Annotated in this window: 14 protein-coding genes and 1 other annotated feature; of the genes, 11 read left to right on the forward strand and 3 right to left on the reverse strand. The window is 43.1% G+C overall.

Annotated elements, in window-relative coordinates; all coding sequences use genetic code 11:
• Positions 1 to 287 precede the first annotated feature (287 nt).
• From M3N64_RS13580 to M3N64_RS13590, 3 genes are read left to right on the forward strand one after another with little or no spacing between them, the layout of a single operon-like run.
• Positions 288 to 1,058 carry a (Fe-S)-binding protein gene (locus M3N64_RS13580; RefSeq protein ID WP_249104033.1) on the forward strand — a complete coding sequence of 257 codons (771 nt, stop codon included), beginning with the start codon at positions 288 to 290 and terminating at the stop codon, positions 1,056 to 1,058.
• Positions 1,024 to 2,484 (forward strand): LutB/LldF family L-lactate oxidation iron-sulfur protein, encoded by a 1,461-nt coding sequence (locus M3N64_RS13585; protein WP_249104037.1) that lies wholly within the window; start codon positions 1,024 to 1,026, stop codon positions 2,482 to 2,484. Before M3N64_RS13580 ends, M3N64_RS13585 begins: the two co-directional genes overlap by 35 nt.
• On the forward strand, positions 2,481 to 3,179 hold the full coding sequence (locus tag M3N64_RS13590) for a LutC/YkgG family protein (protein WP_249104042.1): 699 nt from the start codon (positions 2,481 to 2,483) through the stop codon (positions 3,177 to 3,179). The genes M3N64_RS13585 and M3N64_RS13590 overlap by 4 nt, the downstream gene beginning before the upstream one ends.
• A 212-nt stretch (positions 3,180 to 3,391) precedes the next feature.
• On the opposite strand, the gene M3N64_RS13595 is transcribed toward M3N64_RS13590, so the two are convergent.
• On the reverse strand, positions 3,392 to 4,654 hold the full coding sequence (locus M3N64_RS13595; RefSeq protein WP_249104074.1) for a glutamate-5-semialdehyde dehydrogenase: 1,263 nt from the start codon (positions 4,652 to 4,654) through the stop codon (positions 3,392 to 3,394).
• Positions 4,644 to 5,828: a glutamate 5-kinase gene (gene proB, locus M3N64_RS13600; RefSeq protein WP_283163470.1), complete on the reverse strand. Its 1,185-nt coding sequence runs from the start codon at positions 5,826 to 5,828 to the stop codon at positions 4,644 to 4,646. Before proB ends, M3N64_RS13595 begins: the two co-directional genes overlap by 11 nt.
• A 25-nt stretch (positions 5,829 to 5,853) precedes the next feature.
• Positions 5,854 to 6,074 (reverse strand) — a binding site (T-box leader).
• A gap of 343 nt (positions 6,075 to 6,417) precedes the next feature.
• Between proB and M3N64_RS13605 the strand changes: the two genes are divergently transcribed.
• From M3N64_RS13605 to M3N64_RS13615, 3 genes are all read left to right on the forward strand, one after another.
• Positions 6,418 to 7,626, forward strand: a complete 1,209-nt coding sequence (locus M3N64_RS13605) for a MalY/PatB family protein (protein ID WP_249104044.1) — start codon at positions 6,418 to 6,420, stop codon at positions 7,624 to 7,626.
• Positions 7,627 to 7,698: 72 nt separating this feature from the next.
• Positions 7,699 to 8,124 (forward strand): hypothetical protein, encoded by a 426-nt coding sequence (locus M3N64_RS13610; protein ID WP_249104047.1) that lies wholly within the window; start codon positions 7,699 to 7,701, stop codon positions 8,122 to 8,124.
• Positions 8,112 to 8,402 (forward strand): YxcD family protein, encoded by a 291-nt coding sequence (locus M3N64_RS13615; protein ID WP_249104050.1) that lies wholly within the window; start codon positions 8,112 to 8,114, stop codon positions 8,400 to 8,402. The genes M3N64_RS13610 and M3N64_RS13615 overlap by 13 nt, the downstream gene beginning before the upstream one ends.
• A 214-nt stretch (positions 8,403 to 8,616) precedes the next feature.
• Here the strand turns inward: M3N64_RS13615 and M3N64_RS13620 are convergent, their stop codons facing one another.
• On the reverse strand, positions 8,617 to 9,690 hold the full coding sequence (locus M3N64_RS13620; protein ID WP_249104053.1) for an ATP-binding protein: 1,074 nt from the start codon (positions 9,688 to 9,690) through the stop codon (positions 8,617 to 8,619).
• A gap of 420 nt (positions 9,691 to 10,110) precedes the next feature.
• Between M3N64_RS13620 and M3N64_RS13625 the strand changes: the two genes are divergently transcribed.
• The 5 genes from M3N64_RS13625 (at position 10,111) to M3N64_RS13645 (ending at position 13,516) form a co-directional block, all read left to right on the forward strand.
• Complete coding sequence (locus M3N64_RS13625; protein WP_249104056.1) at positions 10,111 to 10,401, forward strand: FeoA family protein; 291 nt, start codon at positions 10,111 to 10,113, stop codon at positions 10,399 to 10,401.
• A gap of 20 nt (positions 10,402 to 10,421) precedes the next feature.
• A complete protein-coding gene (locus tag M3N64_RS13630) occupies positions 10,422 to 10,643 on the forward strand; it encodes a FeoA family protein (RefSeq protein ID WP_249104059.1) in 222 nt (73 codons plus the stop codon).
• 53 nt (positions 10,644 to 10,696) lie between these two features.
• On the forward strand, positions 10,697 to 12,838 hold the full coding sequence (feoB, locus tag M3N64_RS13635) for a ferrous iron transport protein B (protein ID WP_249104062.1): 2,142 nt from the start codon (positions 10,697 to 10,699) through the stop codon (positions 12,836 to 12,838).
• A gap of 67 nt (positions 12,839 to 12,905) precedes the next feature.
• On the forward strand, positions 12,906 to 13,124 hold the full coding sequence (locus M3N64_RS13640) for a hypothetical protein (RefSeq protein ID WP_249104066.1): 219 nt from the start codon (positions 12,906 to 12,908) through the stop codon (positions 13,122 to 13,124).
• A gap of 29 nt (positions 13,125 to 13,153) precedes the next feature.
• A complete protein-coding gene (locus tag M3N64_RS13645) occupies positions 13,154 to 13,516 on the forward strand; it encodes a heavy-metal-associated domain-containing protein (protein ID WP_249104071.1) in 363 nt (120 codons plus the stop codon).
• Positions 13,517 to 13,904: the final 388 nt, after the last annotated feature.

The following is a 13,904-nucleotide window of genomic DNA, read 5'->3' on the forward strand; positions in this document are numbered from 1 at the left end:
TAAGTGAAATTTTCAGCGTTCGAATAATCAACGTGTACAAATTCTGAAAAGGTGAAATACACTGGCAGATTCTACGTTCAAGTGATAGACTGAAAATCAGATAGAAAAAAGGAATATTGACTATAACTAAATAATCATTGTAATTTACTGAATAGGGTTGATCTTTTTTTAAATATGTATAAAATGTGAGTGGTAAGTGAAGAATTTGTGACAAACTCTGTCTATAAACGGGCAAGTAGATGAATAGAGTAATATTAAAGGTCACAAAAGGAAAGAAGTTGGGAATAATGAGGGTTTCTCTTTTTACAACATGCCTGGGAGAATTGTTTTATGTCGATGTATTAAAGGATGTCACTGAAATTTTAGAGAGGCTTGGGTGTGACGTGGACGTTCCAGAGGGACAGATTTGCTGCGGTCAGCCGGCTTATAATAGTGGCTATGCAAAGGATACAAAGGGCCCGGCAAAACAAATGATCAAGGCTTTTGAGCACTCTGATTATATCGTTTGCCCTTCAGGTTCCTGTGCAACCATGTTTCATGAGTATCCTGGCTTTTTTGCTGACGAACCAGAATGGCAAAAAAGGGCACAGCGAATTGCTGAAAAAACCTATGAATTTACTCAATTTATTGTTCGTAAACTTGGTATTGTCGATCTGGGTGCCGAATATCATGCAAGAGCGACGCTGCATACATCCTGTCATATGACACGTCTTCTGGGAGAACGTGAATCTCACTATACTCTGCTCAAGCATGTAAAAGGACTTGATCTTGTACCGCTGCCGAATAACTATGATTGTTGTGGTTTTGGCGGTACCTTTTCAGTAAAAATGTCACCAATATCCGAGCAGATGGTGGATGAGAAAATCCGTCATATTGAAGAAACGAAGGCTGATGTAGTTATTGGCGCGGATGCAAGCTGTTTAATGAACATTGGAGGCAGAATAAAGCGCTTTGGAAAACCGATAAAGGTGTTGCATATTGCACATGTACTGAACAGCCATCAGACTGAAGGAGATGAGCAGTATGCCGATGAAAGTCGGAAATCGACCATTCTTTGAAGGTGTGGATAAGGCTATTCATGATACGTTTATGGTCAATGCGGTATCTTCAGCTCAGGATGGTCTGCGGGACAGAAAACTAAACGCAACAATTGGCGATAAAGCATTAGGAGATTGGGAAGAGTGGCGCAGTGCCGGGGAAGAAATCAGAGCCCATACACTGAATCATTTAGACTATTATCTGAAACAGCTGAGTGATAACTTTGCCGCGCGTGGTGGCCATGTGTTTTTTGCAGAAACTGCTGAAGAAGCGCAGGCATACATCAAAAAGGTCTGCAAAGAAAAAAACGCAAAGCATGTTGTTAAAGCTAAATCAATGGTAACTGAGGAAATCAGTTTAAATGAGGCGCTTGAAGAAGAGGGCTGTGAAGTACTTGAAACAGACCTTGCTGAGTTCATTCTTCAGGTAGATCACGATCATCCGTCTCATATTGTCGTTCCTTCTGTCCATAAAAACCGAACACAAATAAGAGACGCTTTTAAGAAATTGGGTTATAAAGGCAGCGATGATCCTAAGGAACTTGCCGGTTTTGCACGGAAAACGCTTCGTGAAAAGTTTTTAAAAGCGGATGTCGGCATTACCGGTTGCAACTTCGCGGTCGCGGATACAGGCAGTATTTGCCTTGTAACAAATGAAGGCAACGCAAATATGGTGACGACCTTTCCGGAAACGCAAATTACCGTGATGGGTATGGAGCGCCTTGTGCCAACATGGAACGAGCTTGATGTTGTTGTTTCACTGCTCTGCAGAAGCTCTGTTGGGCAAAAACTGACCACATATGTTACGGATATAACACCAGATAGTAATCAAGAGGCTGTTGACAGTCCAAAAGATTATCATCTGGTCATTGTGGATGCTGGCCGGTCCAACGCTTTAGGTACTGAATTCCAGCCTGCGTTGCACTGCATTCGATGTGCAGCCTGCATCAATGTATGTCCCGTTTACCGGCACATTGGCGGTCATGCTTACGGATCAATTTATCCAGGGCCGATCGGCGCTGTACTGTCACCAATTCTTGGCGGCTATGATGAATATGGGAAATTACCTTACGCATCAAGTTTATGTGCAGCATGTACAGAGGCCTGTCCAGTTAAGATTCCGCTGCATAAACTGTTAATCCGTCACCGCCAGAAATATGTTGAAGGAGGCGGACATCCGCCAGCTCTTGAGAAAGCTGCCATGAAGGGATTCAGTATTGGCGCATCCTCGCCAATGCTTTTCAAGGCTGGTGTAAAAGTGGCACCGATTGTACTGAAACCGCTGGTACATGATGGATCGATACAAAAAGGTCCGGGCCCAATGAAACCCTGGACGCATGGCAGAGACTTGCCGGCACCAAGCAGCGAAAATTTCAGAACATGGTTTAAGCACCATCATAAAGCAGAAATACATGCCCAGGGTAAAGGAACAGGTGAGTCGCTATGAACGGAACCATTGAAAATCGTGATGCTTTTTTAAAAAAAATTGCAAGTAAATTACATCGTAGTCCTGGAGAGCCATCTGATCAGCCGGTATGGGCACATACTCCTCAGAGAAGCGTGTATCAGGATTATACAGATGAACAGCTCATGGAGATGATGAAGAAAGCATGCGAACCGATCCATACAAAAGTATATGAAACGACGGCAGATGAATTGGCGGATCAGCTGGATCAAGTTATTGCCGAATATGGATCGGGTCAGATTGTGGCGACAAATGATCCGCGATTTCAAACATTTGGTTTGAACACTGTGCTTGATAAGTATGAAGTATTTACATGGGATTATGAAAAAGGGCAAATAAACATCGATAAAGCAACTTCTGCCAATATCGGTCTTTCAATTTGCGATATCATGCTTGCAGAATCGGCAACAGCAGGCTTGTTCAACGATAAAGATAAAGCGAGAAGTGTCAGTCTTCTTCCAGAAACTTCGATTGTCATTGTTCCAAAAAGCAGTATTGTTCCCAGGCTGACTCAGGCAATGCAGCTCATTGAAGATACAGTGAAAAAAGGCAAACCGCTTTCTTCATATATTAATTTTATTTCAGGACCAAGTAACAGTGCGGATATTGAAATGCGCCTTGTTGTCGGTGTTCATGGTCCTGTAAAGGTAGCATATCTAGTTGTAACGGATCTATAACATGATTAACAAGTGCCAATCAAAAAGAGGGTGACTCAAAAGTTAACGATGAGCACTCTCTTTTTTTATACCTTGAAAGTTTAAAATTCAGCGGAGTATAGTTATAAGTACGATGGCGTTTTTACCTTCGCCAGTGGCTTGGCAAAGCCTAGTTTTCTAATACTATTTTCTGGAAACTAAAATCTTATCATTATCTTAATCATGAAATGCCTTTATTCTCGAATTTGTCCGCTGCCTTCAATAAGGTATTTGATGCTGGTCAAAACATTCAGTCCCATAGGTCCCCGGGCATGCAGTTTTTGTGTACTGATTCCTATTTCGGCACCAAATCCAAATTCTTCGCCGTCAGTAAAACGGGTAGAGGCATTATGATAAAGAGTAGAGGCATCAACCTTCTGAAAAAAAATTGCAACATGATCACTGTTTTCCGTTATGATAGACTCTGAGTGCTTCGTGCCGTAGTGATTGATATGATGAATCGCTTCATTCAGTGAATCGACAATCTTTACGGCAATAATTTTGTCCAGGTATTCGGTCGCCCAATCTTCTTCTGTTGCGATCGGGAGTTCGGGAAATTGATTTGCTTCAAGCGGATCGATGCGGCAATTAACCTGGGCTGCCTGCAGCGCCTCAATTAAATCAGTTCCATATCTGTCAAACCACTTTTTGTGTACAATGACTGTTTCAATAGCATTGCAGACTGAAGGACGTTGTGTTTTTGCATTAAGCACAATGCTGATCGCCATTTTTGGAATTGCTGTTTCGTCGATAAAAACATGACAGTTTCCCGCGCCAGTCTCCAGAACCGGGATGCTCGCTTGTTGAATCACCGTTTGAATGAGCCTGCTGCTTCCTCGGGGAATCAGGACATCGATCCATCCGTTCAGGCGGAAAAATTTGTTTGCTGTGTCATGGCTTGTATCTTCGAGCAGCTGGACACTTTCCGGTGGAAAATCAGACGAACGCAATGCTCGCTGAATGATTGAAACAAGCGCTTTATTGGATTGCAAGGCTGATCGGCTTCCCCTAAGAAAGACAGCATTTCCTGTTTTTATGCACAGACCTGCCGCATCAATGGTAACATTCGGCCTTGCCTCGTAAACCATCCCGATGACACCGATTGGTACGCGTATTTTCTTGATGTGCAGATTGTTCGGGCGAACCCATTTTTCCAGTACATCGCCAATCGGATCATGAAGTTCCGCCAGCTGCTCAAGCGCTTTTGCCATTGTATGAATACGCTTTTCATTCAGCATTAAACGGTCTAATAATGGATTCGGCATCCCTTTTTCTTTGGCGTGATCCATATCCATTTGATTTGCTGAAAGAATTGCACGTGTATTTTTCACAAGTTGTTCAGCGATTTCTCGAAGCGCATTATTTTTTTCTCGCTCGGATTTTCCAGATATTTTTTGGGAAGCGAGGCGCACAGCTTTTGCTTTATCAAGTAATTCGTTTTCGTGATCAATGTGCATCATGATTAGTCACTCCTTTTTTATTATCTGTAAATAGAACAGTTGTCCACGGTACCCAGTTGTCACGATGGACGACCTCCGGATGTGTGCTGTTTGCAACGGCCATCGCATGGGCACTTGGCAGCTGTTTAATTTCATTAAGCTGTTCAGATGAATAGTTCACCTGGCCTTTACCGAGGACATGTTTTTTCTGGTCGATAATTTGGATGACTTCTCCGGCCAGAAAATGTCCGGTCACTTTTTTAACACCGGCCGGGAGCAGGCTTTTTCCTTCCTGCATAAGTGCATGCACGGCACCATCATCGATTTCTATTTTTCCGGAAACCGGAGAATGCAGTGCAATCCACTGCTTTGTGACTTTGAGCGACGGTTTTAAATGTTCGGCGCCAATATATGTGCCGTTTCCGTGGCCACCGATGATATCGACGAGTTTATTTGGTCCGGATCCTGTGCCGATAAAGGTGCGTACACCGAGCGAGAGTGCGGTACGCGCAGCGCGAAGCTTGGACTTCATGCCACCGGTTCCAACCTTTGAACCCGATGCGGTGCTTGTTTCATCTAATAGGTGATCTGGCAAGTGATCAAGAAAATGATAACGGACAGCGTCTTTATATTCATTAGGATTTTTATCATACAGTCCATTAACATCGGTTAGAATGGCAAGAAAATCAGCATGCACCAAACCACTGACGAGTGCGGACAGCATGTCATTATCTCCGAAGGTAAGTTCAGCGAGTGAAACCGAATCGTTTTCATTGATAATCGGAATAACTGATCGCTTCAGCAGCTCGGACAATACAGAGTAAGCATGGCTCATTTGTTCGCGACGCTCAAAATCCTGTCGTGCAAGCAGCAGCTGTCCGATAGTCATTCCGTATTTTCCAAACATCCCCGCATAGTTGCTGAGGAGCATAACCTGTCCAACGGCTGCCGCCGCCTGTTTTCCAGCGATGGTCACCGGGCGTGCCGGGTAGCCTAATCCACAATAGCCGGCAGCGACTGCGCCTGAAGAAACAACAATCACTTCATGGCCGGATGACTTCAATCTTGCAATGGCAGCGACATGATCGTGAAGCTTTACATGATCTAACTGTCCACGGTCATCAGTTAAAGAACTGCTGCCGATTTTGACAACCACACGCTTTGAATCCATAATTGGTCCATGTCCTTTCATAAAAAAGCCTCTCTCCATCCTGGTTTAAAAGGACGGGGAGAGGCTTTGCCCGCGGTACCACCTTTAATTAGTACGGACGCATTTCCGTACTCTCTCAAATCTTCGTATCGTGAAGAAAACGGCCCGATTTATCACCGAACAGCTCAAGGGCAGGTTCGACATGAAGGAAGCGGGGCACCTTACAGCCTACGGATGCCGTTCTCTTGCGCTCGTTCACTGTCTACTAGTCCCTGTCAACGCCTTTATAAGTATTGTTATTATATTCAGAACGCAGAGAGAAGTCAAGAATTCATGTTTGCTCTTTTTTTCTAATTGACTAGATTAATGAATCATGCTGTTTGTCACAAAGAGCAGACGTGTTCGGTAGAAAATCAAAAATAAAGTTTCTCATTAACATTCATGATAAAATGATTAAAAAACTAAATCGAATTACCAATATGGCACGACTCGAGTTAACAGAAGCGGAACAGACATGTTGTCAGACGATTATTGAAAACAGGGAGGGAATGCGACTAATGTATGCCACGTCGGCTAAAGTAGATGATAAGCGAGTGCCATTGTATGCACTATGAGAAAGGAGATGGAGGCAATGGGGAAAGTGTATGATTTTGATACACCAGTTAGGCGAAGAGGGACGGCATCTGTTAAATGGGATGAGGCAGATCGTATTTTTCAAGGAGAACAATTAACACCACTGTGGGTCGCTGATATGGATTTTCAAGTGCCGGATGAAGTGACGAACGCACTTGAGCGACGTGTGCATCATGCAGTTTACGGATATACAGCAATTTCAGAAGACTATCTGGAAGCTGTAAAAAATTGGATGCGTAAGCGCCATCATTGGGCAATTGAAGAAAAGTGGATCTGTCACAGTCCTGGTGTGGTTACCGCGCTTAATCTTATTGTTAAAGGATTTACGAAAAAGGGAGACAAAGTGCTGATTCAGCCACCTGTGTATCCGCCATTTTCACAAGCGGTATTAAACCAGGAACGAGAGTTAGTCATGAATCCGCTAATTAATATTAACGGAAGCTATCGCATGGATTTTGAGGACTTGGAACAAAAATTGTCTGACCCAAAAGTAAAAATGATGATTTTATGTTCACCGCATAATCCGGTCGGCCGAGTCTGGACTAAAGATGAGCTCAATATTGTGGCGACACTTGCGCTTAAATATAACGTTCTGGTCATATCCGATGAAATTCATAGTGATCTTGTTTTTAAAGGCCGTGTTCATACTCCATTTGCAGCACTTTCTGATGAGGCGGCAGCACATTCAATTATATGCACTGCACCAAGCAAAACGTTCAATTTGGCCGGGCTCCAAATATCCAATATTATCATTGCCAATCCTGAATATAGAAAAAATTTTTTAAGGCAGACCCATCATTTCAGCCTGGGTGAGCCGAACGCATTGGGAGTGGTCGCTGCTGAAGCAGCCTATCGATTTGGCGAAAATTGGCTCGATCAGTGTATCACATATATTGATGGAAATGTAAGCTATGTCAGTGGTTTTTTGAAAAAGAACATCCCTGATTTCAAGTGGACACCAATTGAAGGTACATATCTCGGATGGATTGACTGTCGTACTACCGGTTTAACAAAATTACAGCTTCAGAATTTTTTAATTCATAAAGCCAGACTGGCACTGAACCCAGGCAGTTCGTTCGGCAGGAACGGTACCGGGTTTGTTCGAATCAACTTAGCCTGTTCGCATCGTTTGCTTGAAGAAGCGATGCATCGTTTGCAGGATGCGTACATGCGGGCACAGACGCACACCATTCATGAACAGCACTGAACCTTGAAACTTTTCGGGACGTTACCCGTATATATAACAGGATGAACAGCATAGGAGGACTGAATTTTGCTTATGAAGAAAATAATGGCTGCCTTTCTAGCGCTTGCACTTATTTTTACGCCTGTCGGAGATTACGTGTTTCACAGCAGTGATCAGCAGGCGAGTGCCAAGGGTTATCGGTCCGGTGTCAAAAGTTTTCAGTCAAACCGCAGTGTAGGGACGCGCTCTTTATTTAACAATAAGAGCAGCAAAAATACGAATGCAGCGACGAACGCGAAACGATTTACCGGCGGCAGTTTTATGCGCGGCATGATCTTCGGAGGCCTGTCGGGACTGTTATTCGGCAGTCTGCTCTCTCATTTTGGCGGACTTGGCATGATCGCCGGTTTTCTGATTAACTTAATTGCCATTTTGGTCGTTATTGCATTAATACGTTATATCTTTGCCGGTGTTGTCAGACGGAGAAAATCTGAGGACTCCAGTTCATGGAAACGATGACGATTTCCGAGCAGGATATTGTCAATGCGCTGTGTCTGCATCTGGCACAAAAAAAGGGAGTAGCGCCGCAGGAAATCCAAATTGAATTGTTGTTTGATGATGATTATGGTTTCTCTGCAGAAGCGCTTTTAAACAGTCGAAAGCAAATACTGGTTGAAGAAAATATTATTGAAGCTATAAGGTATTGGCTGGAGACGGAAATGAAGCTGAATCCGTTTGGTGCACTTCAACTGATCCTTGACGATGAGGCAGGCATCGTTGCTCATTACGAAGAATGAGATGGGACAGATAGATTCATAGTTTTAATTTAACTATATTTACATGTAATGTTTCTTTCTGATCCACGGCACATGGGGTATAAACGGTTAAAAACAGAAGCATATTCTAACAAAACCTTTTAAGGTTGTTGTATGTGTCAATGAGCAAAAATGTATAGTAAAATTGAGAACACTTTTTATAAAAACACCGCTGAATGATCATTCAGCGGTGTTTTCAATCCACATTGTTTTTTTCTGCTACGGCTTTCGGGAAGCGCAAGTGAAAGGTTGTTCCTTTATTTTCTTCACTGGAAACGGAAATGATGCCTTTGTGGTGTTTGACAATCGTGTAAGTGACCATGAGACCGAGGCCTGTGCCAGTGACTTTTGTTGTAAAAAAGGATTTTCCCAAATGATCAAACAGATGTTCGGGGATGCCGGAACCCGTATCCTGAACATCGACCTCAATCCATTGATCACTCGAAGCAAGCCGGACAGTAATTTCACCATTGGCGGGGCTCGCTTCAAATGCATTCTTGATTAAATTAACAAACACTTGCTTCAACTGTGTACGATCACCTTTAACGCAATGTGGTTCATGATTCAGCTGTAAATGAAGTGTTATATTTTGTTTTTTGGAGTGGGCTTCGAACAACTGAAGCGATTCAGCAGCGATCCGATTCATGTCGATAATTGTAAATTGTTCGTTTTTTTGTTTAGTAAAATATAAAAGTTCAGTTGTAATTTTTTCGATTTGCTCAATCTCACGCAACATAATTGTCAGGTAGTCTCTGTTAAGATGCCCGCTTGACTGCATTAACTGTAAAAACCCCTTGATCGATGTCAATGGATTGCGGATTTCATGAATGATTCCTGCAGAAAGCTCGCCAATGACCGAAAGCCTTTCGGATTGAATGAAGCTTTCTTCAGCTGCTTTTTGCTCACTGATATCTCGAACGGTTAACTGAATCAGTGAGCGATCTTCATCATGAAGCGGGCAGAGAAACAGATCGGCGGGAATCTCCAGGTTGTTCCCAGCGTGGATGGTTAATTGAATGGCTTCCCGATCTGAGTGACAGAAAGTGATTTTATCCAATGCGGTGCGCACTAAAGGCATACTGGAAGGATTGACAAATATGCCGATTGAAAGGCCACACAGCGACGCCTGTTCATCAAAAGAGAGCAGCTGATTTGCCGCTTTATTCGAGTAGACAATTTTTTCATCATTCAGGATCAATATCGCGTCCATGATCCGATCCATCATTTGTTTAAAATCTAATTCAACAGAATCTTTGCTCTGTCCAGCCATGCCAACGCCTCCCAATAAAATCATAGGTTGAAAGGAACAATTTGTAAATATATATGACGAACTTTAGGAGATTATTTCATTTTTCATTTAAAAATGCCAAAATGTGCAGTCTGGCTGATAAAAATGCAAAGAAACGGACTATGGGATGATTGAAAGGCTGTCATAATAAGTTCATATTTTCACATTGTTTTCGCTGAAAAAATAACTTAAAATTTAATTGAAAACAATTATCATTATCAAAAAAGGTGTTTCAGGTTGTATTCCATGGATTGGCTCATTCGCAGAAGGCACAGGTTTATCATGTTTTCAATAAACCAGTAAAAAATTAAACAGTCAGCCATAAAATTAAACAGTCACTATTTCACAAAAAATCATGAGACGATCACGTCTAATAATGTAACACTCAAGGAGCGGAGTGCAATGGAGAACAAAATGAGTATTGCTGAGACAGCATTTAATTGTCGGCCGCAAGTCGTTAAAAAGAATTGTCAGCATGCAGTGCCGTTAAGCTTGATTCGAAGAGGTGAGAAGGTACATGTAGCGTGCGTGTGCGGGAAAGATGAGACACGTCGTCTATTAGGAAATCTGGGATTTGTTGAAAATGCTGAGGTCTCAGTTATTGCTGAGGCAGATGGCAATGTTATTGTTAAACTGAAAGGAACGAGGATTGCGATCAGTAAAGCCATGGCAAGAAGAGTTTTTACTGCCTGATCAATAAGGAGGAAATCATTATGAGAACATTGAGAGAAGGAGTGCCGGGTGAAACTGTGCTGGTTGCGCGTATTCTTGGAAAAGGTGCACTTCGAAGGCGGATTATGGATATGGGGATCACGAAAGGAACTCAATTATTCATAAGAAAAGTAGCACCGCTCGGCGATCCAATTGAAATTAATGTACGCGGATACGAACTATCCATTCGTAAGGTTGAGGCTGAAAAAATCGAACTCCAATAAAAAGTTTTACAGTGAAGGACAGACAGGTACAAATTTTAGGGAGGCTATTGACATTGACAACTCGAATCGCATTAGTCGGCAATCCGAATTGCGGAAAGACAACACTGTTTAACCATTTAACCGGCAGCAGCCAATATGTTGGCAATTGGCCAGGCGTTACGGTTGAAAAAAAAGAAGGGCGGCTTAAGGGGCACAATGACATATGGATTACTGATCTTCCCGGTATTTATTCACTGTCTCCCTATACTATGGAGGAGGTCATCAGCAGAAATTATCTCATACAAGAACAGCCCGATGTGATTATCAACCTGGTCGACGGAACAAATCTGGAACGTAATCTTTATCTTACGACACAAATCATTGAATTGGGTATTCCTGTCGTGATCGCATTGAATATGATTGATATCGTGAAGAAAAGCGGGGATCGGATTAATGTTAAGAAACTCGGCGCGGAGCTTGGCTGTGCCGTTGTCGAAACCTCGGCTCTGAAAGGCGTTGGCACTTTTGAGGCGGCAGAAAAAGCAATTGATTTGGCTAAGACAAAAAAAGTTGTAACGCCTGCCCCCATTTTCAGCAGTAAGATTGAAGATGCAATTTCCGAGATATCTGGACGAGTAAGCAAACAGTTTGAAACAAATTGTCCGCGCTGGTATGCGATAAAATATTTAGAACAGGATGAGCAAGTACTGACTGCACATCCACTTACGGAATCTTCAGCAAAGCAGCTGCATACAATAATTGAAAAAATTGAAAAGCAATATGAAGATGACTGCGAATCGGTCATTACAAATGAACGATATGATTTTATTGCGCGTGTTATTAGTCATACGGTACATAAATTAGAACGAAAGCTCACGGCTTCTGACAAGATTGACCGGATTGTCACCAATCGTTTTTTGTCCATCCCCATTTTTATTGGCTTGATTTGGATCGTGTATTATGTGTCGGTGACCTCTCTTGGTTCTGTCGTCACGGACTGGACGAACGACACATTTTTCGGAACGTGGGTAACCGACAGTGCCAATCATTTTTTAGAAATGCTGGGTACTGCGGATTGGCTGAACGGTCTGATTGTTGATGGGATTATCGGTGGCGTCGGAACAGTGCTTGGCTTTGTTCCGCAAATGATGATTTTATTTTTCTTTCTTGCCATTTTGGAAGATTCCGGTTATATGGCGAGAGTTGCCTTTATCATGGATCGCCTGTTCCGCAGGTTTGGTCTTTCAGGAAAATCCTTTATTCCTATTTTAATCAGCTCCGGATGTGGTGTTCCGGGTATCATGGCGACAAGAACGATTGAAAATGATAAAGACCGACGCATGACCATTATGCTGACAACCTTTATCCCATGCGGAGCAAAAATGGTTATCATCACCATGTTCACGATCACCTTTTTCCATGGTTCGGCCTGGATTGCGCCAATCATGTATTTGCTTGGTATTGCGATGATTGCTGTTTCCGGTATTATTTTAAAGAAAACAAAAATGTTTGCCGGCGAACCTGCACCGTTTGTAATGGAACTGCCTGCCTATAGGATGCCGTCTCTCAAAGGTGTACTGATTCATATGTGGGAACGCGGTAGACATTTTATTACCAAGGCGGGAACAATTATTTTCATCGCCTGCAGTTTAATCTGGTTCTTGTCTTCTTTTGGATGGAATCTGCAAATGGTCGACAATGTGGATAACAGTATGCTTGCCGGACTGGGAAACACAATCAGCTGGTTTTTCGCTCCTCTTGGATTCGGAACATGGAAAGGTGCTGTTGCGACCATCAGTGCTCTAGTTGCAAAAGAAAATGCGGTGAGTACGCTGGCAGTTTTAAATGGCGTAGCGAATGAAGAAAATACACATGCTTTAGTTGCAGGAATTGGTTCAATGTTTACCAGTGTCAGTGCACTCTCTTTCATGATGTTCAATCTTTTCTGCCCGCCATGCTTTGCTGCGATCGGCGCCACCGCCAGAGAAATGGGTGGGCTGAGATGGGCATTGACTGCCTTAGGTTATCAGACAGTGCTCGGCTATACTCTTGCCTTTATTACCTACCAGCTTGGAAGTGTGTTTTTCCTTGGGCACGCGTTTGGTTTTGGGGCGGTATTGGCCATGATTCTGGTCATTGCTGCACTGTACTTATTGTTTCGTCCTGTGCCCGAAAGCAGGAGATTTTTGCTTAAGGGCAAGGAAGCTCAGGTGTGAGACAGTAATACTCAATTTTGTGAACGGGTAGAGAATCATTCAGAACGTTTATAAGGAGGCTGAGCCGATGAATAGTCCAACACTGGTGATCTTTATCGTCCTGCTCTTTTTGTTGATGCTGGCTCTCCGGCATGTGTTTAAGAACAAAGGGTCATGTACTGACTGTGGGTTAAGCGGCAGTTGCCCCATTCAGGAGCTTCGGCAGACAGCGATCTGCAGGTCCGGTGAAATTGCTGAGATTCCGAAACTCCAAGGTACTGAGTTAAGAGCGATGATTCGAAAATAACCATACAGAGGTTAAGGAAGTGATCGTCGATGGCTACCTTTTTGATTTTTATTATTCTTGCCGTGCTGTTCCTATTTGCGGTGCGAGGCGCTTTTCTGAGAATGAAAGGCGGGTGCTGCGAAGGCAGCGGGCAGCGGGTAAAAAAGGTTAAAGCTGCGGATCGAAATGCTGCTCATTATCCGTATAAGGCAGTCTTAGAGATTAAAGGCATGACTTGTGAACATTGTGTACGACGCGTTGAGCACGCACTGAATCGTTTGGATGGTGCCTATGCTGAAGCAGAATTGAGGAAAAAAGAGGCTGTTGTACATATGCGCATGCCTTTGACCAACCGTCAGCTGTTCAGGGCTGTGTCAGATGCGGGATACACGCTAGTAAAAATAAAGAAATAAAATCTGCGCGTAAAAAAAGTATTGGGGAAGATAGACTGTGAAAGCCTTTACATTTTTCGGACGATGCGTTATAATATCCATGTTATGAGTTGTTAAATGCCCATCATAATACTTTGCACCTTGCATGGTTACCCAGTTATTTTTCTTGGATAGATAAAATGGAATGCTGATCAGATTGCCCATCATGATTGGCGCTTGACGTTTTATCGCTTTATATCCACTTTTTACCCTGCGCTGCAGGGCTTTTTTCTTGTCCTGAACCGTTAGGCAAGTCATGGGGGGTTCAAAAAATTAGAAAACCGGGCGAAGAAAGCCATTCCTATTCCCACAGTATATGGAGACTTTCGCGTTGCTTGCAGGACGTACTTTCACAGGGTGTTGCTCTTAG

Source organism: Sporolactobacillus mangiferae (assembly GCF_023336505.1).
Lineage (GTDB): Bacteria > Bacillota > Bacilli > Bacillales > Sporolactobacillaceae > Sporolactobacillus > Sporolactobacillus mangiferae.